Here is a 22,990-nt window from a genome sequence, read left to right on the forward strand (position 1 = left end):
ATGAAACAATTAACCGGCTCGCAAATTCGCTCGATGTTTTTACAGTTTTTTAATGAGGAAAAAGGTCACCATGTTGAGCCAAGCGCATCGTTAATTCCCCATGATGACCCGTCATTGTTGTGGATTAACAGCGGTGTCGCAACCTTGAAAAAATATTTTGATGGCCGTGTCGTGCCTGAAAATCCAAGAATCACAAATGCTCAAAAATCGATTCGGACTAATGATATTGAAAACGTCGGCAAAACTGCCCGCCACCATACTTTCTTTGAAATGCTCGGGAACTTCTCAATCGGCGAGTATTTCAAAAAGGAAGCTATCGAGTGGGCATGGGAGTTTTTAACGGACGAGAAATGGATTGGATTTGAAAAGGAACGCCTTTCTGTTACCATACATCCTGAAGATAATGAAGCCTATGAAATTTGGCATAACACGATCGGCATTCCGGAGGAGCGGATTATCCGTCTTGAAGGGAACTTCTGGGATATCGGCGAAGGTCCAAGTGGTCCAAATACGGAAATCTTCTATGACCGCGGACCTGAGTATGGCAATGATATTAACGATCCAGAATTGTATCCTGGCGGGGAAAACGAACGCTACTTAGAGGTTTGGAACCTTGTGTTCTCTCAATTTAACCATAATCCTGACGGTACATATACGCCGCTGCCAAAGAAAAACATTGATACCGGTATGGGCCTTGAGCGGATGGCTTCTGTCGTGCAAAATGTACCGACCAACTTTGACACAGACCTGTTTATGCCGATTATTCGGGCGACAGAAGAAATCTCCGGCGTAAAATACGGGGTCGAGAAGGGGCAAGATGAAGCTTTCAAAGTGATTGCTGACCATATCCGAACCGTAGCCTTTGCAATTGGTGACGGAGCGCTGCCATCAAATGAAGGCCGCGGCTATGTCCTAAGACGCTTGCTCCGCCGTGCTGTCCGGTACGCTAAGCAAATCAACATCAATCGCCCATTTATGTATGAGCTTGTTTCGGTTGTAGGCGAAATCATGCATGATTTCTATCCGGAAGTAAAGGATAAAGCTGAATTCATTCAGAAAGTCATCAAAACGGAAGAAGAACGTTTCCATGAAACCCTTCATGAAGGTTTAGCGATTTTAGCAAGCGTTATTAAGAAGGAAAAGGAAAAAGGCAGCGACATCATCTCTGGTGAAGATGTTTTCCGTCTTTATGATACGTATGGTTTCCCGGTTGAATTGACTGAAGAATATGCCGAAGAAGAAGGCATGAAGGTTGACCACGATGGCTTTGAGGCAGAAATGGAAGTCCAGCGGGAACGTGCCCGTGCGGCCCGTCACGATGAAAATTCGATGCAGGTTCAAGGTGGCGTATTAAGGGATATTACTTTAGAAAGTAAGTTTGTTGGGTATAATGAACTGACCACGAACTCTACAATTTTAGCGATTATTAAAAATGGCGAACTGATGGATGAGGCTTCAAGCGGTGAAGAAGTTCAGCTTATTCTTGATATTACTCCGTTTTATGCGGAAAGCGGCGGACAAATTGCCGACCGCGGTGTCATTCAAGGCGATGGGACAAGCGTTTCAGTTAAAGATGTCCAAAAAGCGCCAAACGGCCAGAACCTTCATAAAGTAGCAGTGCAAAGAGGAACATTAAAGACAAACCAGCAGGTAACTGCCCAGGTGGATCCGGAAAACCGTGTGAAAATCATTAAGAACCATACAGCTACCCACTTATTGCATCGTGCGTTAAAGGATGTATTAGGGGAGCATGTCAATCAGGCAGGGTCGCTTGTTGAACCGGACCGTCTTCGCTTTGACTTCTCGCATTTTGGTCAAATTAAACCAGAAGAACTGGAGCAAATCGAAAAGATTGTCAACGAAAAAATCTGGAGCAGTATCGAAGTGGATATCAGCCAGAAGCCAATTGCTGAAGCAAAAGCAATGGGAGCAATGGCCCTGTTCGGTGAAAAATACGGCGACATCGTTCGCGTCGTTAAGGTTGGCGACTACAGTCTGGAGCTGTGCGGTGGCTGCCACGTTCCAAACACCTCTGTTATCGGCGTGTTTAAAATCGTCTCTGAGGGTGGAATTGGTGCCGGGACAAGGCGCATTGAGGCTGTTACCGGCGAATCAGCATACAAAGCTTTAAATGAGCAGGTGGGCATGTTAAAGGATGCTGCGGAGAAATTGAAGGTTAATCCAAAAGAAGTGGGACATCGAATTGATGGTTTACTGGCTGAAATCAAACACCTTCAAAAAGAAAATGAATCGCTCTCTGCCAAACTTGGCAATATTGAGGCAGGAAACCTGGTCAACAAAGCAAAAGAAATCAATGGAGTTACTGTCTTAGCCGCAAAAGTTCAGGCTCAGGATATGAACAACTTGCGAAACATGGCTGACGATCTGAAACAAAAGCTCGGTTCTGCAGTGATTGTATTGGGAAGTGCTCAAGATGGCAAGGTGAATTTAATTGCAGCCGTTACAAAGGATTTAATTGAACAAGGTTACCATGCCGGCAAGTTAATTAAAGAAGTGTCTGCCAAGTGCGGCGGCGGCGGCGGCGGCCGTCCGGATATGGCTCAGGCAGGCGGCAAGGACCCAGAAAAACTGGATTCAGCGCTTTCCTTTGTCGAAGAATGGGTAAAATCTGTTTTGTAATAAGGACAAAGTAGTGTAAAATGTAGGTAACAATTCCAATTCGAGGTGCACGTTCATGAGCTCATTTGATAAAACAATGAGATTTAATTTTCCTGAAGAGCCTTTTGAACATGATGTCAATGATGTTCTTTTTCAAGTGTATGAGGCATTAAAGGAAAAAGGGTATAACCCTATTAATCAAATTGTCGGTTACCTATTATCTGGAGACCCAGCCTACATTCCGCGTCATCGCGATGCCCGCAATATCATCCGCAAGCTGGAACGGGATGAAATCATTGAAGAACTGGTAAAATCGTATTTAAAACAGCAGCGAGAGGGTTAATCAATGCGTTTAATGGGTTTAGATGTAGGTTCAAAGACTGTTGGAATCGCCCTAAGTGATGAACTTGGGTGGACAGCGCAAGGCCTGAAAACACTCAAAATTGATGAAGAAAAAAAGCAGTTCGGTTTTGAGGAAATAGGCCAATTAATCAACGAAAATCAAATTAATACTGTAGTAGTAGGCTTTCCAAAGAATATGAACGGTACAATCGGACCGCGCGGGGAGGCAAGTCAGTATTATGCGGAAGAACTGGAACGCCGGTTTGCCGTTCAAACCGTTTTATGGGACGAGCGGCTGACCACTATGGCAGCAGAACGCATCCTGCTTGAAGCAGATGTCAGCAGGAAAAAGCGGAAGAAAGTCATAGATAAAATGGCGGCCGCCTTGATTCTTCAAGGCTATTTGGATAGTAAAAAATAATGAGGTGAAAAAATGGCGCACGAACACCATTATGATGATGAACAATATATTACCCTGATCAATGAAAACGGTGACGAGGAGTTATTTGAAATTCTGTTTACCTTTGAATCTGATGAATTCGAAAAGTCATACGTTTTATGCTACCCGGTTGGAGAGGCAGAGGATGATGAGGAGGTCGTTGTCCACGCCTATTCCTACATCCCTACTGAAGAAGGTGAAATTGGAGAATTATCACCTGTCACAACCGATGAAGAATGGGACATCATCGAAGAAGTATACAATACCTTCATCCAAGATGAAGAAGAAGAAGAATAACACTCAGGAGGAATCAGCTGACAAAGCTGGTTCCTTTTATTTTTTTATCGTCAAATTTCCGTCGACAAATTAAATGTAAAATTGACATTTTTCCTACCTTATGCTGAAATTATTACGACATGGTTCAAGTTTATAAAAGAATAAATAAAGCACCCGAGCTAACAGGGAGGGGGAAATTAGATGACAGAAGACAAGAAACATGTAATTCGGCAAAAAATGCTCGAACATCAAAGTGAAGCGCGAATCGTCAGAAGAATTGTTTTAATTATTACGATTATATTGGCGGTCACCATCGTCCTCATTGGCGGCGGGGGATACCTCTATATACAATCAGCACTAAAACCTGTAGATTCTAATAGCAAGGTGCAGAAAAATGTGGAAATTCCGATTGGCTCCTCAGTAACTGGGATAGGTGAAAGGCTTGAGCAAAACGGGATCATTAAGGATGCCAAGGTGTTCAAATATTATGTAAAGCTCAAAAATGAAGGCGGCTTTATGGCGGGGGACTATCAATTAAGTCCTTCCATGGATGTTCCTGAAATTGTCAGCCGCTTGAAAACAGGCAAGGTCCTTGCCAAGGCATCGTTTAAAATTGCGATACCGGAAGGAAAGCAGCTGAAGGAAATTGCCGCCATTATGGCGAAGGCAACAAATCAGGATGAAGCACAGGTACTTGCCAAATTGAATGATAAAGAATTTATAAAAACATTAATGGCAAAATACCCGGATATTTTAACGAATGAAATCTTGAACCCTTCAATCATGTACCCGCTAGAGGGGTATTTATATCCAGCCACCTATCCATTCTTTAAACCGAATCCATCTGTTGAGGAAATGGTTACAGCCATGCTTGATAAAACGAGAGAAGTTCTAGCTGATTACACAGATGAGGCGAAAGATAAAAAGCTGTCCGTTCATCAGCTCCTTACAATGGCATCCTTGGTCGAGGAAGAGGCGACGGAGAAAGCTGACCGAAAAAAGATTTCCAGCGTCTTTTATAATCGGATGGAAAAGGGGATGCCGCTACAGACGGATCCAACCGTTCTATATGCCCAAGGCAAACATAAAGACAGAGTAGTCTATAAGGATTTGGAAGTGAATTCTCCTTACAATACCTATAAAAATCCCGGACTTCCACCAGGCCCGATTGCTAATGCTGGAAAATCTTCCATCGAAGCTTCGTTAGAACCGGAACAAACGGATTATTATTATTTCCTGGCAACAGCGGACGGCACGATTATTTTCACCAAAACGCTAGAAGAACATAATAAGGAAAAAGCCAAGCATATTTCCAGTAAAAAATAGTACGTCACCTGAGGGAATTGTTCGCATTCCCTCTTTTTTTATGGTAGAATACTAAAGTGTTTCATAAGGTATCTATAGCGTCACTCACAGGTTATTTTTGGCGGTTAACTGCCAGTGTCAATGAGCCGAATGAATATCGCGCGGTTCGTTGTTTTTCTGTGAACGCTATTTTTTATGTCTAAAGAGCCATATTTTGGCAACAATGCAGTTAAAGAAAACTCGCCGATTGGTGAGCCCCTAAGGCGGTTCATGAGGCGTAGTTCACCCAAAAGCACAGCTTTTGGGCTGCGATGCGAATGCTCACGAAGCACTCCTTAGTGCACTTATACATTCTTATTAGCGAAAAAGGATTGAGGTGAAGCAGCTTGTTAAATGAAAAGCTGCATTCTTATATAGAAGGTCTAATTCCGGAGCGTCATTCTTTGTTAATGGAAATGGAGAGTTATGCTAACGAGCATCATGTTCCAATTATGGAGCTGGCCGGAATCGAAACGATGCTTCAGATACTAAGAATCCGTGGTGCCAAAAATATTCTTGAAGTTGGCACCGCCATTGGGTACTCTGCATTGAGAATAGCTTTTGCATTACCAGATTCGAATATTATCACGATTGAGCGGGATGAAGAGCGCATTCAATTGGCAAAAGAATTTATTGCTAGGTCCGATTACCATGAAAATATTTTTCTCATCGAAGGGGATGCACTTGATGTTGAAGAGCGTGTTAGTGGCCATGCTCCTTACGATGTTATTTTTATTGATGCTGCTAAGGGGCAATATCAAAAATTTTTTGAAATTTATTCTAAATATTTAAAAGCTGACGGCTTGATTATTACAGACAATGTCCTGTTTAAAGGACTTGTTGCAGAATCGGAAATAGATTCTAAAAGAACGCGGAACCTCGTTAAAAAAATTGACCAATTTAACCGCTGGCTAATGAATCATAAGGATTTTGATACGGTTATTCTCCCAGTCGGTGATGGGGTCGCGATCAGTAAACGAAGAGGTGAATGAAAATGAAAAAGACAGAACTATTGGTAACTCCCATTTCTGTTGATGACATATTGCCATTGGCAGAGGCAGGGGCTGATGCCTTTGTTGTTGGGGAGCAGCGCTACGGCTTGAGACTTGCAGGGGAATTTACTCGAAGTGACGTGCAAAAGGCTATTGAACTGGCTCACTCAAAAGGAAAAAAAGTATATGTGGCTATGAATGCCATTTTTCATAATGATAAACTTCCTGAGCTGAACGATTATATTCGCTTTGTATCTGATGCAAAGGCTGATGCTATTATATTTGGCGATCCGGCTGTATTAATGGCTGCAAAAGAAACAGCTCCGGAAATGAAGCTGCATTGGAGCACCGAGACAACTGGTACCAACTGGTATACTTGTAACTATTGGGGCAGAAAAGGAGCGAAAAGAGCTGTCCTTGCCCGCGAAATTAACATGGATTCAATCGTGGAAATAAAGGAACAAGCAGAGGTTGAAATTGAAGTTCTCGTTCATGGAATGAGCTGCATGTTTCAATCGAAGCGTTCGCTTTTAGGCAACTATTTTGAGTACCAAGGCAAAGTCATGGAAATCGAAAACCGCAAACAGCAAAAGAATATGTTCCTCCATGACAAGGAGCGCGAGAACAAATACCCGATTTTTGAAGATGAAAATGGAACTCATATTATGAGTCCGAACGATATCTGCATTATCGATGAGCTGCAGGATATGCTTGAGGCCGGAGTGGATTCGTTTAAAATTGATGGAATCCTAAAGAGCCCGGAATATATTCTAGCTGTTACAAAATTATACCGCGAAGCGATTGACCTATATTTTGAAGACCCGGACAATTATGAGGACAAAAAGGACGAGCTATTAGAAGCGGTAGAGGAAATTCAGCCGGCCAATCGTCCGTTAGATACAGGATTCTATTTCAAAGAAACAGTTTATTAAACGAAATGCGGAAGCGCCTTGATCTGGGGCGACAGGCATAAGACGAGCCTTCTTGACGGATTGGCTGTAGACCTTCGAGCCCCTAGGCGCTGCAGCTGGACACTGTTCAAAGTAAATAGCTTAATAATTATAGAAAGGGAGGAGTTCGAATCATGAGTATTGTGAAAGATAAGATTTCAGAGATTATTGATGGGAAACGCGTCATTGTCAAAAAGCCGGAACTCCTAGCTCCTGCAGGCAATCTCGAAAAGTTAAAAATTGCTGTCCAGTACGGTGCTGATGCCGTGTTTATCGGAGGCCAGGAATATGGACTGCGCTCCAATGCCGATAATTTCTCGATGGAAGAAATCAAAGAAGGCGTAGAGTTTGCAAAAAAGTACGGGGCTAAAATTTATGTAACCACTAATATTTATGCCCATAATGAAAATATTCCCGGACTGGAAGAATATATACTTGGACTAAAAGAGGCGGGAATTGCCGGAATCATCGTGGCAGACCCGCTGATTATTGAAACCTGCCGCAGGCTGGCACCGGAAATTGAAGTACATTTAAGCACACAGCAATCTCTTTCAAACTGGAAGGCCATTCAATTTTGGAAGGAAGAGGGACTTGAGCGTGTCGTATTGGCGCGGGAAACAAGTGCGGAAGAAATCCGTGAAATGAAAGAGAAGGTGGATATTGAAATTGAAACCTTCATTCATGGAGCGATGTGTATCGCTTATTCCGGCCGATGTACGCTCTCCAATCACATGACAGCCCGCGATTCCAACCGCGGCGGCTGCTGCCAATCATGCCGCTGGGATTATGACCTGTATCAGTTAGAGGGCGTGGATGAAAATGCGCTTTTTGCCGAGGGGGATTCTCCGTTTGCAATGAGCCCAAAGGATTTAAACCTAATTCAGTCCATTCCGAAAATGATTGAGATTGGCATCGACAGCTTGAAAATTGAAGGACGGATGAAGTCCATTCACTACATTGCAACAGTGGTAAGTGTTTATCGTAAAGTAATTGATGCTTATTGTGCAGACCCTGATCATTTTGTAATTAAAAAGGAATGGCTTGACGAGTTGGATAAATGTGCCAACCGCGAAACAGCTACGGCCTTTTTCGAGGGTGTTCCTGGGTATAAAGAGCAAATGTTTGGTAATCATAGCAAAAAGACTAGTTTTGAATTTGTCGGTCTTGTCTTGGATTATGACAATGAAACGCAAATGGTTACCCTGCAGCAGCGTAATCACTTCAAACCTGGTGATGAAGTTGAATTCTTCGGACCGGAACTTGAGAACTTTACCCATGTAATCGATAAGATTTGGGATGAAAAAGGAAATGAACTGGATGCGGCAAGACATCCGCTTCAAATTGTACGATTTAAAATGGACAAACCGGTTTATCCTAACAACATGATGCGAAAGGAGAACTAGCATGATGCATAGGCCGGTTGTGATCGGTGTTGCCGGAGGGTCAGGCTCCGGTAAAACGAGTGTGTCAAAAGCGATATATGAAAGCTTTAAGGGTCACTCGATTTTAATGCTTGAACAGGATTATTATTATAAAGACCAAAGCCATCTGCCGTTTGAGGAGCGGTTAAAAACGAATTATGATCATCCACTTGCCTTCGATACGGATTTACTTATCGAGCATATCGAACAGCTCTTGAGGTATGAGCCGATTGAAAAGCCGGTATATGATTATTCCATTCATACACGCTCTGACCAGGTGATTGATGTAGCGCCGAAGGATGTTATCATTTTAGAGGGAATTTTGGTTCTTGAGGACGAGCGTCTCCGCGATTTAATGGATATTAAATTATTCGTCGATACCGATGCGGATCTTCGCATTATCCGCCGCCTCCAGCGCGATATTCAAGAACGCGGGCGTACACTTGATTCGGTTATAGACCAATATGTCAATGTTGTCCGCCCGATGCATAACCAATTTATTGAGCCGACCAAGCGCTATGCAGATATCATTATTCCTGAAGGCGGGCATAATCATGTGGCGATTGATTTAATGGTCACAAAAATTCAAACAATTCTTGAACAAAAGTCATTTTTATGAAACAATAGCAAGTGATAATCCTAAAAATGTCCACAAAATGGATGAATAATTGCTGCGCGCCCTGTAATAGGACGCGCTGCTATCAATTTTTTGCCAATCGGCATAATGTTTACATACCATACATACACAATCTATGGGGGTTGTGAGACTAGAAGGAGTGAGGGTTTTGGCTGCAGAAAAAGTTTTTCCAATGACACAGGCAGGAAAAGAAAAATTAGAACAGGAACTTGAATATTTAAAAACGGTTAAGCGTAAAGAGGTAGTAGAAAGAATTAAAATCGCCAGAAGTTTTGGTGATTTATCTGAAAACTCCGAGTACGATTCTGCCAAGGAAGAACAAGCATTCGTTGAAGGCAGAATCACTACATTAGAAAATATGGTCCGTAATGCTAAAATTATTAGCGAAGGCGAATTAGCTGGCGATACTGTGTCACTTGGCAGCTCAGTAACATTTGTCGAGCTTCCGGATGGAGAGGAAGAAACCTATACCATCGTCGGTAGTGCAGAGGCAGATCCGTTTGAAGGGAAAATTTCTAACGATTCTCCAATTGCCAAAAGCTTAATGGGCAAAAAGGTAGGGGACCAAGTATCTGTCCAAACCCCTGGCGGCGAGATGAGTGTCCGCATTGTTAGTATAAAATAAGGAAAAATCAGCCTGAATAGTTTGAAAACGCTAAACCTCGTCAAAACTTTTGACGAGGTGTTTTTTATGTGGAGAAGAAGAGCAAAAGGCTGGCTTATAATTTGTATCGTTTGCTTTATGCTTTTAATGGGGCGTCTTATGCAGATTCAATTGTTTGAGACGGAAACCTTTTCCAAGCATAATGTGAATTTGCTTGAAGACAGCGTCCAGCAGAGGACGCAGGAACTGGTGATTGATAATGGCAGGGGGAACTTTCTGGACCGAAACGGCACCATGCTGACACATAAAAAAGTTAGTGTACTTGTGTTATTTCCATTCTTAAAAAAGCTAGACTGGGATATCAAAAAGGTGTCCGACATCTCAGGTATATCGGAATTTGCTCTGAAAAATGCGGTGGACTCAGCGAAAAAACCATTTGCCTATGGTGACCCGGCCCCAATAGAATTGACACCTTCACAGATGGAAAGAATCAACGCGTTAAACATACCTGGTGTATTTGCGATAGAGAAGAAATTTGAACGGGCCAATGTGCCGGCAGAACAATTGCTTGGACTGACAGGAGAAAATGCAGCCGAATTGAAAAAGCGCTATCCTAATAAAGAACTGTCCGAGAAAACCTTAATAGGTGTTTCCGGGCTTGAGGAAAGCTTTGATGAATTCCTACTTCCTGAAGGGAAATCGAAGCTTGTCTACCACGTAGACGGGGGCGGGGCGCCTTTATTTGGCATAAACGTTAAGTATGTTGACCCGGCTAATCCTTTTTACCCTGTCAATGTTCGGACAACCATTGATAAAACAATGCAGCAAAAAGCCGAGGATTTGGTTGATAAGTATCAAATCAAAAAAGGTGGACTGGTCCTCCTGAATATCGAGGATAACAGTGTGCTCGCCATGGTTTCAAGGCCGGAAGTCAATAAGAAGGATCCTTACAATGGGACCGGCATTGCTAACAGGATGCTGAAGCAGCAAATCATGGGTTCTGTTTTTAAAACAGTTGTTGCAGCGGCCGCAATCGACCATAATCTTGATGATCCAAACAGACTGTTTGACTGCAGTAAAAAAATCAATGGCAAGCCAGAATTAAAATACGATTATGGCATGTTAAATTTTACGGACAGTTTTGCCAGAAGTTGTAATCGCACCTTTGGTGAACTGGCGAAGGAGCTGCAAAAGATCGACCCGAATCTTTTGGAACAATACGCAGAGAAATTGTCTTTAACGGGTTCTGTCGGCTGGCAGGGAGACGTTTATCATACAAGTGATTTCAAACAGTTTGATAATGAAGACAAGGGCAGGGTCTTTTTGTCCGATGAGGCAAGAAAGGATCCGAACTTTGCAGCGATGTCTGGAATTGGCCAGAATGAGGTCAGGGCAACTCCGCTGGCTGTTGCCAATATGATGGCGAGCATCGCCAGGGGCGGCAAAAAAGAATCAGTCCGCACCGTTTCAAAAATAGAGTACAAGAACGGAACTACGATGGTTAATTTCCCTGAACAGCCGCTTAAAGGGGATTCCATTTCCCCATATACGGCGATGAAACTACAAAAATTGCTGAGAGAGGTCGTATTGAACCCGAATGGGACAGGTCGCTGGTTTAAGGAACTTCCATATGAGGTGGCCGGAAAATCTGGTACAGCTGAAACGGGTAAATATGAGGATGGCAAGCAGCTTCATAATAAGTGGTTTGCAGGCTATTTTCCCTATCAGAATCCAAAATATGCACTAGTAACGGTTAATTTGGATGTGACAGAAAATGAAGGCGGGGTTAATTTATTATTTGCCGACATGGTGAAAATGCTATCCGAGCAGGATTAAAGGCTTAATTCACTGCTAAATTGAGGAAATTCCTTCAAGTTCTTTTGAAATCATGTTAAAATATTCAGAGCCTAATTTTTTTAGGAGGGATTATTTTTGAATAGTGATTTCAAGCAAAATTCACGTTCTACTTACCGTGCCAAAAGAAAAAAAACGAATATTGTCTTAAATAGTTTAATTATCATTGTCCTGGCCTTAATTATTTTGGTAGCTTATAATATATTTGCTTCCGGAAGCGATGAGAATGCTGTGACTAAACAGGAAACGCCGAAACAAGAACAAAAACAGGCGGCACCTAAAGAAAAAAAAGCTGAAGAGACCAAGAAAAAGGAAAAGTTTTCAGAAGATAAAGCAGCAAAAGAGGAAGATGAAAAACAAAGCGAGGAAGCCACAGCATCAGAAAAAGCTGATGATTCACAGGCGGTTGTTTCTGATGGAGGGACTTCTCCTAATGTGGTAAAAACTATTGAAAATCCAACATGGAAGCCAGTAGGAACAACACAGACAGGGGAACATACAGCTGTCTACGATCAATCTTCAGTTGATTGGCAAGAAATGTTGAAAGCCGTCTCCTATGCAACTGGGCTGGATTCTGGCAATATGACGGTTTACTGGCTCGGCCGGGATAAAACCACTACTAATGCATCCATTGCTACAGTTGCATCCAAGGATAAACTGCTGAAATACAATGTATATATCAAGTGGGTTGATGGCGAAGGCTGGATGCCGACAAGGGTTGAAGAATTAGCTGAGATCCAGCAATAGTGAGTAGGATGGGCCTAACCGGTTCCATCCTATTTCTTTTTAAAATGGACCACTGCCGAAAAGTAAGTTTGTCCTTTTTCATTCACATGTACTTGATGGGAAACGGAGTGGACCCCCAGCAGGATTCCTTTGTTGACCTCGATTTGGTTCGCGATTTTCTTTTCCAGCGTTTTTAAATCTCCGGCTTCAAAAAACTCCACTTTATCTTCAATAAAATCAAGTTGAAAATTCATCTATACAACCTCCTTCCATGCATAATTCTAATGAAATATTTATTCTAAATCAATAATATGATAGCAAGCTGTCAGCAAAAAAGGTACAATGATGTTTGATACGATGTACCAATTTGAAGAAAAATAATAAAACAATCGTTTAAGCGAAAAATAAAGCAAAAGCTTTTAGGAGAGAGGTTTGTACATATGAAGATTGCTATCATTGGTGCAATGGAAGAGGAAGTAACCTTACTAAGAGACCATATTGAAGGACAAACAACAGAAGAAGTAGCTGGCTGTGAATTTACCTTTGGGAAAATGCACGGCAAGGATGTCATCCTGTTACGTTCAGGAATTGGTAAGGTAAATGCCGCCATGTCTACAACCATTCTATTGGATAAATATAAGCCAGATTGCATAATCAACACTGGTTCTGCCGGCGGTTTAAATCCAGACCTGAATGTGGGAGATGCAGTCATTTCAACAGAGGTGCGCCACCACGACGTTGATGTAACGGCTTTTGATTATGAATATGGCCAGGTACCCCAGCTGCCGGCAGCTTTCTTGGCAGATGAAAAGTTAATGTCGATTGCCGAAGCAGCAGCAGAGGAGTTGGAAAATTTTCAGATTGTTAGAGGCTTAATTGCAACAGGTGATTCCTTTATGGAGGACCCTAAAAAAGTGGAATTTATCCGCGGGAAATTTAAAAATCTACAGGCAGTGGAAATGGAAGCAGCGGCGATCGCACAGGTGGCCTTTCGGTTTGGTGTTCCATTTGTGATTATTCGTTCCCTTTCGGATATTGCCGGGAAAGAGTCAGAAATTTCCTTTGATCAGTTTATTGATAAAGCAGCCACGAATTCGGCAACCTTAGTTATGAAAATGGTAAAGGCTTTATAAGTACAGTCCTTGATTAACAAAAAAGCGCCTCATTCACAGCAGAGGCGCTTATTTCTTCGAGTAATAATCCTGTCCTTCCTCTATCTCTTGCAATTTCATTTCGCATTGTTTGGAAAAAGTAAAGAAAAGTACCGATCCAGCTAGGAAGGACATAGAGGAAAGAATGAAAATATTTAGGTCCATATCCGATTTTGTATCGGACGGAATAATGACACCAATAAAGAAAAAGATTCCCACAGCCAATAAAACAGTTCCGAACCGCTTAAAATCAACCATCTTCTCATAAAGACTCCGCGTTTTCTGTTTCACAGCTGATTCACCCCTTCTTTAATAAAGCTACTAAACCACTTTACCATACAAATTTCCGATAAACAGTAAGTAAATTCTTGAAAAGATGCCTAACACTTAATATCTTGGGGTATTTGACTATTTTTGAAATAAATTTCTAAAAAGTGGTTTACAAAATACCTGTAAGTGGATATAATTACCGTAGCAAGTAAAAAATTCCAAAAAGGAGGTCGAAGGTAATGTTATTAACGATTAATGTAACGAGTTGTGTCCTGAAAGCAATGGCTAAAACTGAATATTTGAATATCATGCATTCGACCAGATTGGAATGGATTGCTTAGTGTGTTAATTTGCATCTACATATCCATGCCGCAGGGAGAATGACGCCTTGCGGTATTTTTGTGCCCTTTTTTTCAGGAATGGCCGCAAGGAACTATCTTCTTGCGGCCTTTTTGTGCCCTTTTTACGAGCCGATTGGAAATGTATTGCATAAATTAAAAATGTTGTTGGACTAACAGAAATAACTTTATAAGGAGGTGATCATGTATGACACTGAATATTTTATTCTTTACGATCACTATTCGAAAAAGAAAAGTAACATTGCAGGAAGCCGCTCAGCAGGAAATGGTTGAAAAACTATACGAGCAAAACAGAGACCGCCAAATTTCCATGCATCATTTCATGTAATGAAGAATTTAGGCTGCAGAAAGGAAGGTGAATGAAAATGACTTTAAATCTATTTTTTGTAACTGTTACATTCAAAAAAAGAGAATTTAGTCTAGAAGAGGCTGTCCAGCAGGAGATGGTTGAACGGTTATTTGAGCAGAACAAGGACCGTCAGATTTCTATGCACCAGCTAATGTAAGAGAAATTTAAAGGGTTTAAACTAAAGGAAGTGATAAATCATGACCCTGAATATATTGTTTTTAACGATTACGATTTCAAAAAGAAAAGAAAGCTTTGATGAAGCTCTTAACCAAGAAAGGATTAACAAGCTTTACGAAGAAAACAAAGACCGGCAAATATCTATGTACCGTATGTAAGTGGGAACAAAATTAAAATAATGAAAGGTGGTTTTTATAATGATTTATTTAATGCAAGGAAGAGGAGCTTATTTCTGGGATTTGAAAGATACCACTTAGCCAAAGAAATTCGGATAGGGAGGTAGTCGGTATGCCGCTGCATATTTTGCTTTTGTCGCTTATTTTTAAGTCTAATAAAAAGGAATCATAATTTCAGTTTAGGATTGAAGTTTTTAACATAATGTTCACATTTCCCGAAGTTAGATACTGTGAAAATATGATAAATTGAAGGTAAGAAAGCAGTATCCATTAAGGGGTGGGGAAGATGTTCATGGTGGCAATAGCCTTCGTTATTACGGGCGCAATTGGCTGTGTAATCTCTGCTGAGATCAGTGCTGTTGAATAACAAAGAAGCATCGGCCAATTGGCCGATGCTTTTATAGTGCTAATTATTTTCCTTCAGTCAGCTCTAAGAATTCATCGATGTCTTCCAAACAAATACCTACAGCTTTTTCCCAGAAATCCTTTTCTGTCAGGTTTACCTGAAGATGTTTCGCTGCAAGGTCTTCCACTGTCATGGATGCAGTATCACGCAGCAAGGCAATGTATTTTTCTTCGTAGTCTTTCCCTTCTGCAAGTGCCTGTGCATAGATCCCCAATGAGAAAAGATACCCAAATGTATAAGGGAAGTTATAGAACGGAACACCTGTAATAAAAAAGTGCAGTTTGGAAGCCCAGAATAACGGATGATACTCCTCAAGGGCATCACAGTACGCTTCCCTTTGTGCCTCTAACATTACCTCATTTAACCGTTCAACGGAAATAGGTCCCTGCTTTCTTTCTTCGTAAAAACGGGTTTCAAACAGGAAGCGGGCATGGATGTTCATCAACAGGGCAACGGTTCTTTGAATCTTATCATCAAGGAGAACCAGCTTTTCTTCCTCATTTTTCGCGCTCTTAACAGAAGCGTCGGCCACAATCATCTCAGCAAACGTGGAGGCAGTTTCCGCCACGTTCATCGCATATAAGCGGTTGATGTGCGGGACGCCTCTCATTGCGTACGTATGGAAGCCGTGTCCAAGCTCATGGGCTAATGTGGAGACATTTGACGGCGTGCCTGAGTATGTCATGAAAATGCGGGACTGTTCGCTCTCTGGCAGATAGGTACAGAATCCGCCCGGTGCTTTGCCAGGCCGGTCTGCTGCTTCAATCCACTGCTCCTCAAATGCCATTTTGGCAAATGCTGAAAGCTTTTCTCCGAACTTTGCAAAGTTTTCTTCAATAAATTGGGCGCCTTCCTGATAAGATAGTTTGGATTCTGTTGTGCCATATGGGGCATCAAGGTCAAACCAACTTAATTTTTCCAAGCCGAGAAGCTGTGCCTTCCTCTCTAAATATTTCACTAGTTTTTCCTTGTTTTCTGTGATGACCGCCCACATGGTATCAAGCGTCTCTTTTTTCATCCGGTTGATGCTGAGAGGTTCCTTTAACACCTCATCCCAGCCCCGTTTTTTGTATACATTTAATCGGAATCCGGAGAGATGATTTAAGGTTTTTGCCAATAAGTCTGCCTGATCGCCCCATGCCTTCTCCCAGTTTTCAAAAACCGCTTGTCGGATTTCTCTATCAGGGTTGGAGAATTTATTGAAAGCCTGGCCGACAGACAGCTGTTTTTCCTCACCATTTTCGGTAAATGGAACTTTGATTTTGCTAACAATTAAGTCATATAATTGCCCCCAGCTGTGATAGCCGTCGACACCAAGGGCGTTAATGAGTGCTTCCTCTTCTTTTGAAAGCTTCTCTTTAGCCCGTTCACGCCATTCCGATAAAATAAAGCCAAGCTCCTTTAAAGAAGCTAGTGATATAATGTTATCCCATACTTTATCGTCTATTGATGTCAGCTGGTTGTGAAAAGCTCCAAGCACTGTTTGGAAGGCTGCACTTAATCCGGTAACTTGTGAATCAAGTGCGTAGGCCTTTTTATCCTCAGTATTTTGTGCCAGCAGGCATCCGATAAATGCACCTGCCTGACGAAGTTTTTTTCCAGTTTTCTCAAAATCACGAAGCACCTCTTGCAAGAATTCACTGTCCTGGGCAGAGTTGCTTGGTGTCCAGTTATTTATTTTTGTTTGGAAAAGGTTAATCAATTCTTCCGTTTCCTTCAGGTGATTCTGCAATTCCGGGGAATCGCTTCCTCCTTTAAAAAACACATCAAGATTCCAAACATCTGAATATGTAACCGCTGCCATAATTGGACCTCCTTTTTAATATGTACGTTCTTAATTATATTGTTATTTTTCGAAAAATTCCATCAAAACGGCAATACAATAATAGAAAAAGCTTATGCCCAAAAAAGCATAAGCTACAAAAAGTTTAATAATAAAAACAGCTAAACCACCACCAGGCGAAGAAGATTAACAGCAATATAAAGAGGACAATCACAACTGCAAACCAAATCCAGCTGCCCCGTGCGCAAGGGGTTGAATATGCAGCATAGGGAGCACCAAAGCCGGCGGGGGCGTATGGGAAACCAAAAGCCATCTAACATCCCCCCTTTTCCTGTTTTTTATAGTCTATGTGGTTGTATGCCTTCATGAATAGGCACCTGCTGATAGAATGTCTATAAACTGATTATTTGACAATGATACTAAGGCTGAGTTATAAGTGATAAGAATTAATATTCTCGCTTGGAGGAATAGAAGTGAAGGGTCATAAGTTAATTTACTTTACGATTTTAATCGTGTTTATTTTGGCTGCTGCTGGCTGCACAAATAATACGAAGGAATCTAAAAAGACTGAACAGGATCAAAAAACCGCACTACCGAAGTTTGATGTTACAGCAGCAAAATCGATAAAGGTTAACCGGATCTATGGGATTGGTTATCCTGGTAATGACAACGCTCTCTACGTAGCAGCGGGTAATGGTCTAAAAATATATAAGGAAGCAAATTGGTTCGAAACGACAACGAACCGTCATCAATATATGGGGTTTCAGGCCGTGGAAGATGGCTTTATCTCAAGCGGACATCCGCAAAAAGGGACAGGTTTAAAAAATCCGCTTGGGCTTGTTAAAAGCGATAATAAAGGGGAGACCTTAAAAAAGCTGGCCTTTTATGGAAAAGGTAACTATGTTTTCATGGCCTCAAGCTTTTCGGGTAAAGGTCTTTATCTGATCAGTGATCAAGAGACGGACCAATTAAATACTGGTGTGAATTATTCTAAAGATAACGGACAAACCTGGCAGCCTAGTAAATTCAAATATTTTCAAGCAGATTCGCTTGGAATGATGGCTGTCCACCCGGTCAATGGCGACATTATGGCCATGTCTACTCGGTCAGGCATTTATTATTCCACCGATAATGGAAACACGATGAAGCTTGTGACAGAGCCATTTATGGCTACTGCTCTTACTTTTGCCGGAGATTCTCTTTTATTCTCGAGTGTTGAAAACGACAAAATACTTTTAAAAACTTTAAATCCTGCAACGGCCGAGCAAACGAATGTTGCCATTCCATTCTTGGACTACGATAATCCGATTACATATTTAGCAGTAAATCCAAAGAATCTAAATCAAATGGCCTTCACTACTTATAAAAATGACCTTTATGAAAGCTCAGATGGGGGAAAAACGTGGAATAATATATTTTTAAAAGGGGAAAAAGAGCAGGAGTAGCTGCTCTTTTTGCTATTAGTTTTTTTTCTTTTTTTCCTTCTCGGCTCGGTAAAATTCATGGAACATTTTCATCAGGGCCCGCTTTTCAATCCTAGATACATAGCTTCTTGAGATGCCAAGCTCTTTGGCAATTTCACGCTGGGTTTTTTCTTTTTGCAAATCAAGGCCAAAGCGGCCGATAATCACTTCTTTTTCCCGGCTGTCTAAAACCTCGATATATTTCTTGATTTTTTCAAGTTCCATATTAAGCTGAATTGTATCAATAACATCTTCCGATTCTGATTTTAAGACATCGATTAAGGAAATTTCATTCCCTTCTTTGTCCTGGCCAATCGGGTCGTGCAGGGAAACATCCTTTTTTGTCTTCTTTAAAGCGCGAAGGTGCATTAAAATTTCATTTTCTATACAACGTGCAGCATACGTGGCCAGCTTTGTTCCTTTACCCTCTGAATAACTCTCGATGGCTTTGATTAACCCAATTGTTCCAATCGAGATTAAATCCTCAGAATCCTCACCGGTATTTTCAAATTTTTTTACGATATGGGCAACCAGCCGCAAATTGTGTTCAATCAACATATTTCGCGCATGGGAATCCCCTTCTGCCATCAAGCGCAGGTACTTTCTTTCATCTGCAGCGGATAGGGGTTGAGGAAAGGCATTGTTCTTTACGTAAGATACAAGAAATAAAAATTCCTTAACCAAATAGCCAAGAGCCGTTAAGATTCCAGACATTCACTTCCACCCCGTATCTTTATTGGACTTTAGCCTATTATTAATTCCTATGAAGAAAACGGGAAATTGTGTCTGTCCAGTTAATTTTATTTGATGGACTGTTTAAAATATAAAAAAAAAAGACCTACCCGGCACGTAAACCAAGTAAGTCATATTTATCAAAATTTTTAAACTTTTCTAAGCTTAAAAGTGCTAACCATAAGGAATGAAAGAATGATAATAATAAATAAGAACGTTTGTGACGGCAAGTATGGTATCGCCAAAAAGCTTAAGGTTGCCAAACAGCCAGCAGCAGTAATCGGCAGACCAGTAAAGTAGCCGTTGCTTTCTGTAATATTAAACCTAGCTAAACGAAAGGCACCGCAGCCAATATAAAATACAGTGAAAAATGAACCGGGGCCGCCGAATTCATTTAAAATTCCTTGGTATAGTAATAGTGCAGGGGCAACTCCAAATGATATAATATCACTCATGGAATCTAATTGTTTACCTAATTCTGACTCAATATTAAATTTTCGGGCAATCATTCCATCAAATCGATCTGCCAGCGCCGCAATAAAAATGAGTAGTAAGCTTAATCGCAAATTCCCGTGTAGACCAAACACGATGGCAAATCCACCTAATGATAAATTGGCTAAAGTGATGACATTTGCAGTTTGCGATTTTAATTTCTTGATGGTTTGATCTATAACATCCAATAAAAACATTTTTTACCTACCACTCCTTTCTTCAAGCCGAAGGAATTTATTATTTCCGTAGTTTACTTTATAATATTTAATTTTAAGGGTTTTATGTCTATTCGTAAAGAGTATTTTTACACTATTTGGGGGTAATACAAGTGATACAGTCCTTTTACCGATTATTTATTGAATTAACGAATGGAAGGTGGACATCACACTTTTTAAAAAGATTTGCCAGGTCCCGTGCCAGTCGCGTCATTGTCCCTTCCTTTGCAAGAGTTTATCATCTCAATATAGGAGAGATGGAGAAAGAACTGCACGAGTTCCCTACCCTGCATGATCTATTTGTCAGGAGGCTGAAAAAGGATGCCCGGAAAATAGATGAAGCAACCGATTCAGTGGTGAGTCCAGTTGATGCAGTCATTGAAGATGTTGGGAAAATCAATCAGAATAGTGAGATTCTCGTAAAAGGAAAAACCTACTCCATACAAGAAATGCTGGGGGACGCAGGAGCTTTGCCAAAATATTTAAATGGTACATATATGATTCTATACTTAAGCCCAAGTCACTACCACCGGATTCACAGCCCAGTAAGCGGTACGGTTACAAAACAATGGAAGCTTGGTTCAAAATCCTATCCTGTTAATAAGCTCGGGCTAAAATACGGAGTTCGTACACTAGCCAAAAACTACCGTGTCATTACAGAAGTTCAAACAGAGTTTGGGCATGTGGCGATCGTAAAGGTTGGGGCTATGTTTGTCAATTCTATTGAAACCATTCATGAGGGTTCAGAGTTAACTAAAGGCGGTGAAATGGCTTATTTTTCCTTTGGTTCAACAGTGGTTTTGCTGTTTGAACATAACATCTTCGAGCCTGCTGCTGATCTAGAAACTCCTAAAGATATTAAAGTCGGCGAAAAAATTGGTACCTTATTAAAATAAAATGAGGAGCCAAAAATAGCGCCCGTTTTTGGGCAAAAAGAAAAGCCCAGTTGGGCAGTTAATTATGATGATTTTTTTATTTTAAAAGAAAGGGACCGACGGCGAATTTCGGACTCAATAAGGTTAATAAATTCGCTGCTTAGGTTTAATTCTCTTGCTTTAAAGTAAGATTCAATCAGTAATTCATCGGAAAGTTTACGCATGTCTGATTCCACCTCCGGTTTATAAATTGATGGTTCTATTTTTGTAAAAGGGAACATAATATAGTAAGTTCAGATGGTGTACCCTAAATCTACCAAATTTATTCCTGTAGAACAATCGTTCTAATTATCCACAGGATAAGGTGGATAACTTGTGATTAGCTTGTTTATAAAGCAATGAAAAGTGTTTGATTCAATGGGTATAATGTTAATAACGTTATCCACAGATGTTGGGAAAGTAGATGTTTGTCGAAAAATATTTTTATTTTTTTATGAAACAGCCTTTTTCTTCATAAATATGATATGATTCTGCCTATTTTGTATACGTACATATCATGTATTGTCGGGATTTGAAGAACAATAAGATTAAGGATAAAATGGTTTTGCTTTTTCTTTTGAAACCAAAGTTAAAATTAGTTATGATGGTACAAGAATAGGGAAATCCTTGGCTTCATCACCAAAGATTAGTAATTTAATGAGGTGTACGCTTAGTGCTAAAACAATTTTTACCTGATGAACACGTGAAGAGCATTCTTGAGATATCTCCGGAACAATTAAAATCCAGAGGCATAAAGGGAATTATTACTGATTTGGATAACACATTGGTGGAATGGGACCGTCCAAACGCAACTCCAGCATTAATTAAATGGTTTGAGGAATTAAAAAAACAAAATATTCTAGTTACAATTGTTTCAAACAATAACAAAGAACGGGTAGGAGCCTTTGCAGATCCTCTCGATATTCCGTTTATTTTTCAAGCCCGAAAGCCGCTTGCAAAGGCTTTTAAAAAAGCAATTTCACAAATGGGCATTAAAAAAGAAGAGGCTGTCGTGATTGGCGATCAGCTGTTAACCGATGTGCTCGGCGGAAATCGCAGCGGCTTTCATACCATTTTGGTGGTACCTGTTGCACAGACAGACGGCTTTTTCACAAAATTTAACCGTTTTGCAGAACGGCGGATTTTAAATTGGTTTCGAAAAAAAGGAATGGTTTCATGGGAGGATTAATTAGTGAGTGACCTACAACATATATGTATAGGCTGCGGAGTAAAGGTTCAGACAGAAGACCCTGAGAAAATAGGTTATGCTCCCGCTTCCGCATTGGAAAAAGAAACAATTATTTGTCAAAGATGCTTTCGTCTAAAGCATTATAATGAAGTGCAGGATGTCAGTTTAACAGATGATGACTTTCTAAAAATATTAAATGGGATCGGTAAAACCGATGCGTTGGTTGTCATGATAGTCGATATTTTCGACTTTAACGGCAGTTGGCTTCCTGGGCTGCACCGATTTGTCGGCGGTAATAAAGTGCTCCTCGTTGGCAACAAGGTCGATTTGCTTCCGAAATCAGTTAAACATAATAAATTGATTCACTGGATGAAGCAGGAAGCACGAGAGCTAGGTTTGCGTCCGGAGGAGGTATTTTTGGTCAGTGCGGCAAAGGGCTGGACAATGAAAGAAACAGCCGCTGCCATAGATGAATACCGCAATGGAAAGGACGTCTATGTAGTCGGCTGTACGAATGTTGGCAAATCTACCTTTATCAATCGGATTATAAAAGAGGTGACCGGCGAAGGGGATATCATTACGACCTCTCACTTTCCTGGCACCACGTTAGATATTATCCAAATCCCGCTTGATGACGGAAAATCATTAGTGGATACTCCAGGAATTATCAATCACCATCAAATGGCGCATTTTGTTGATAAAAGGGATTTAAAAGTGATTACGCCTAAAAAAGAAATCAAGCCGATGGTTTTTCAATTGAATGAGGGGCAGACATTATTTTTTGGCGGGCTGGCCCGGTTCGATTACGTAAGCGGAGGCAGAAGATCATTTGTTTGCTATCTTTCCAACGATTTAAACATCCATCGGACAAAAACCGAAAATGCCGTTGAACTTTATGAAAACCATGTAGGGGAAATGCTGACTCCTCCTCGGCAAGAGCAATTGGAAACATTTCCAGAGCTTGTCAAACAAGAGTTTTTCATTAAAGAAGACAAGACAGATATTGTTTTTTCCGGTCTTGGCTGGGTGACTGTCAATGAACCAGGAGCAAAGGTAATCGCCTATGTTCCAAAAGGAGTCCAAGCATTATTACGAAAATCATTAATATAA

27 protein-coding genes are annotated in these 22,990 nt (G+C 40.9%); 20 read left to right on the top strand and 7 right to left on the bottom strand.

All coding sequences use genetic code 11. The features are described from left to right. The 12 genes from alaS to KHA99_RS24380 all read left to right on the top strand — a co-directional run bounded on the left by alaS (position 1) and on the right by KHA99_RS24380 (position 12,225). Positions 1-2,640, top strand: coding sequence for an alanine--tRNA ligase (gene alaS, locus KHA99_RS24325; protein ID WP_213120078.1), 2,640 nt, complete (start codon positions 1-3; stop codon positions 2,638-2,640). Positions 2,641-2,695: 55 nt separating this feature from the next. Next, positions 2,696-2,962 (top strand): IreB family regulatory phosphoprotein, encoded by a 267-nt coding sequence (locus KHA99_RS24330; RefSeq protein ID WP_066311816.1) that lies wholly within the window; start codon positions 2,696-2,698, stop codon positions 2,960-2,962. A 3-nt stretch (positions 2,963-2,965) separates the two neighbouring features. Further along, positions 2,966-3,382 (top strand): Holliday junction resolvase RuvX, encoded by a 417-nt coding sequence (ruvX, locus tag KHA99_RS24335; protein ID WP_213120079.1) that lies wholly within the window; start codon positions 2,966-2,968, stop codon positions 3,380-3,382. 12 nt (positions 3,383-3,394) lie between these two features. Next, positions 3,395-3,697, top strand: a complete 303-nt coding sequence (locus KHA99_RS24340; RefSeq protein ID WP_213120080.1) for a DUF1292 domain-containing protein — start codon at positions 3,395-3,397, stop codon at positions 3,695-3,697. 180 nt (positions 3,698-3,877) lie between these two features. Next, a complete protein-coding gene (mltG, locus tag KHA99_RS24345; protein WP_213120081.1) occupies positions 3,878-5,002 on the top strand; it encodes an endolytic transglycosylase MltG in 1,125 nt (374 codons plus the stop codon). Positions 5,003-5,367: 365 nt separating this feature from the next. Continuing rightward, positions 5,368-6,012 carry an O-methyltransferase gene (locus KHA99_RS24350; protein WP_213120082.1) on the top strand — a complete coding sequence of 215 codons (645 nt, stop codon included), beginning with the start codon at positions 5,368-5,370 and terminating at the stop codon, positions 6,010-6,012. 2 nt (positions 6,013-6,014) lie between these two features. Next, entirely contained in the window at positions 6,015-6,944 is a 930-nt protein-coding gene (locus tag KHA99_RS24355; RefSeq protein ID WP_213120083.1) for a peptidase U32 family protein, read from the top strand. Between the two features lie 152 nt (positions 6,945-7,096). Next, a complete protein-coding gene (locus KHA99_RS24360) occupies positions 7,097-8,365 on the top strand; it encodes a peptidase U32 family protein (RefSeq protein ID WP_213120084.1) in 1,269 nt (422 codons plus the stop codon). A 1-nt stretch (position 8,366) separates the two neighbouring features. Further along, positions 8,367-9,002: a uridine kinase gene (udk, locus tag KHA99_RS24365; RefSeq protein WP_213120085.1), complete on the top strand. Its 636-nt coding sequence runs from the start codon at positions 8,367-8,369 to the stop codon at positions 9,000-9,002. 166 nt (positions 9,003-9,168) lie between these two features. Next, positions 9,169-9,645 (top strand): transcription elongation factor GreA, encoded by a 477-nt coding sequence (gene greA, locus KHA99_RS24370; RefSeq protein ID WP_213120086.1) that lies wholly within the window; start codon positions 9,169-9,171, stop codon positions 9,643-9,645. A gap of 66 nt (positions 9,646-9,711) precedes the next feature. Next, the gene (locus tag KHA99_RS24375) at positions 9,712-11,460 is read left to right on the top strand and encodes a peptidoglycan D,D-transpeptidase FtsI family protein (RefSeq protein ID WP_213120087.1); all 1,749 of its coding nucleotides are present in this window, start codon (positions 9,712-9,714) and stop codon (positions 11,458-11,460) included. Positions 11,461-11,556: 96 nt separating this feature from the next. Continuing rightward, positions 11,557-12,225, top strand: a complete 669-nt coding sequence (locus tag KHA99_RS24380) for a YrrS family protein (protein WP_213120088.1) — start codon at positions 11,557-11,559, stop codon at positions 12,223-12,225. A gap of 29 nt (positions 12,226-12,254) precedes the next feature. Here KHA99_RS24380 and KHA99_RS24385 read toward each other — a convergent pair whose 3' ends face one another. Continuing rightward, positions 12,255-12,458 carry a YrzA family protein gene (locus KHA99_RS24385; protein WP_213120089.1) on the bottom strand — a complete coding sequence of 68 codons (204 nt, stop codon included), beginning with the start codon at positions 12,456-12,458 and terminating at the stop codon, positions 12,255-12,257. A gap of 186 nt (positions 12,459-12,644) precedes the next feature. Between KHA99_RS24385 and mtnN the strand changes: the two genes are divergently transcribed. Further along, a complete protein-coding gene (mtnN, locus tag KHA99_RS24390) occupies positions 12,645-13,337 on the top strand; it encodes a 5'-methylthioadenosine/S-adenosylhomocysteine nucleosidase (protein ID WP_213120090.1) in 693 nt (230 codons plus the stop codon). Between the two features lie 48 nt (positions 13,338-13,385). Here mtnN and KHA99_RS24395 read toward each other — a convergent pair whose 3' ends face one another. Continuing rightward, entirely contained in the window at positions 13,386-13,646 is a 261-nt protein-coding gene (locus KHA99_RS24395; protein ID WP_213120091.1) for a YrhC family protein, read from the bottom strand. Between the two features lie 525 nt (positions 13,647-14,171). Between KHA99_RS24395 and KHA99_RS24400 the strand changes: the two genes are divergently transcribed. The 3 genes from KHA99_RS24400 to KHA99_RS24410 are packed head-to-tail and all read left to right on the top strand — an operon-like array spanning position 14,172 to position 14,668. Then, entirely contained in the window at positions 14,172-14,312 is a 141-nt protein-coding gene (locus tag KHA99_RS24400; RefSeq protein WP_213120092.1) for a YrzI family small protein, read from the top strand. Between the two features lie 37 nt (positions 14,313-14,349). Further along, entirely contained in the window at positions 14,350-14,490 is a 141-nt protein-coding gene (locus tag KHA99_RS24405) for a YrzI family small protein (RefSeq protein ID WP_213120093.1), read from the top strand. A 40-nt stretch (positions 14,491-14,530) separates the two neighbouring features. Continuing rightward, positions 14,531-14,668: a YrzI family small protein gene (locus KHA99_RS24410; protein ID WP_213120094.1), complete on the top strand. Its 138-nt coding sequence runs from the start codon at positions 14,531-14,533 to the stop codon at positions 14,666-14,668. 428 nt (positions 14,669-15,096) lie between these two features. Here the strand turns inward: KHA99_RS24410 and KHA99_RS24415 are convergent, their stop codons facing one another. Together KHA99_RS24415 and KHA99_RS24420 are read right to left on the bottom strand one after the other, a co-directional pair. Next, positions 15,097-16,896 carry a M3 family oligoendopeptidase gene (locus tag KHA99_RS24415; protein WP_213120095.1) on the bottom strand — a complete coding sequence of 600 codons (1,800 nt, stop codon included), beginning with the start codon at positions 16,894-16,896 and terminating at the stop codon, positions 15,097-15,099. Positions 16,897-17,020: 124 nt separating this feature from the next. Beyond that, positions 17,021-17,188, bottom strand: a complete 168-nt coding sequence (locus KHA99_RS24420) for a hypothetical protein (protein ID WP_213120096.1) — start codon at positions 17,186-17,188, stop codon at positions 17,021-17,023. 160 nt (positions 17,189-17,348) lie between these two features. On the opposite strand from KHA99_RS24420, the gene KHA99_RS24425 reads away from it, so the two are divergent. Beyond that, positions 17,349-18,320: a F510_1955 family glycosylhydrolase gene (locus tag KHA99_RS24425; RefSeq protein ID WP_213120097.1), complete on the top strand. Its 972-nt coding sequence runs from the start codon at positions 17,349-17,351 to the stop codon at positions 18,318-18,320. A 15-nt stretch (positions 18,321-18,335) separates the two neighbouring features. Here the strand turns inward: KHA99_RS24425 and sigK are convergent, their stop codons facing one another. Next, positions 18,336-19,052 carry an RNA polymerase sporulation sigma factor SigK gene (gene sigK / locus KHA99_RS24430; protein ID WP_213120098.1) on the bottom strand — a complete coding sequence of 239 codons (717 nt, stop codon included), beginning with the start codon at positions 19,050-19,052 and terminating at the stop codon, positions 18,336-18,338. Positions 19,053-19,219: 167 nt separating this feature from the next. Beyond that, the gene (gene pssA / locus KHA99_RS24435; RefSeq protein WP_213120099.1) at positions 19,220-19,759 is read right to left on the bottom strand and encodes a CDP-diacylglycerol--serine O-phosphatidyltransferase; all 540 of its coding nucleotides are present in this window, start codon (positions 19,757-19,759) and stop codon (positions 19,220-19,222) included. A 131-nt stretch (positions 19,760-19,890) separates the two neighbouring features. Between pssA and KHA99_RS24440 the strand changes: the two genes are divergently transcribed. Then, positions 19,891-20,673, top strand: a complete 783-nt coding sequence (locus KHA99_RS24440; protein ID WP_213120100.1) for a phosphatidylserine decarboxylase — start codon at positions 19,891-19,893, stop codon at positions 20,671-20,673. Between the two features lie 62 nt (positions 20,674-20,735). Here KHA99_RS24440 and KHA99_RS24445 read toward each other — a convergent pair whose 3' ends face one another. Next, the gene (locus KHA99_RS24445) at positions 20,736-20,876 is read right to left on the bottom strand and encodes a sporulation histidine kinase inhibitor Sda (protein WP_213120101.1); all 141 of its coding nucleotides are present in this window, start codon (positions 20,874-20,876) and stop codon (positions 20,736-20,738) included. Positions 20,877-21,364: 488 nt separating this feature from the next. Here KHA99_RS24445 and KHA99_RS24450 point away from each other — a divergent pair, with 488 nt between their 5' ends. Continuing rightward, entirely contained in the window at positions 21,365-21,880 is a 516-nt protein-coding gene (locus KHA99_RS24450) for a YqeG family HAD IIIA-type phosphatase (protein WP_213120102.1), read from the top strand. A 3-nt stretch (positions 21,881-21,883) separates the two neighbouring features. Then, positions 21,884-22,990, top strand: coding sequence for a ribosome biogenesis GTPase YqeH (gene yqeH, locus KHA99_RS24455; RefSeq protein WP_213120103.1), 1,107 nt, complete (start codon positions 21,884-21,886; stop codon positions 22,988-22,990).

It is taken from the genome of Neobacillus rhizophilus (genome assembly GCF_018343535.1).
In the GTDB taxonomy this organism is placed as follows: Bacteria; Bacillota; Bacilli; order Bacillales; family Cytobacillaceae; genus Neobacillus; species Neobacillus rhizophilus.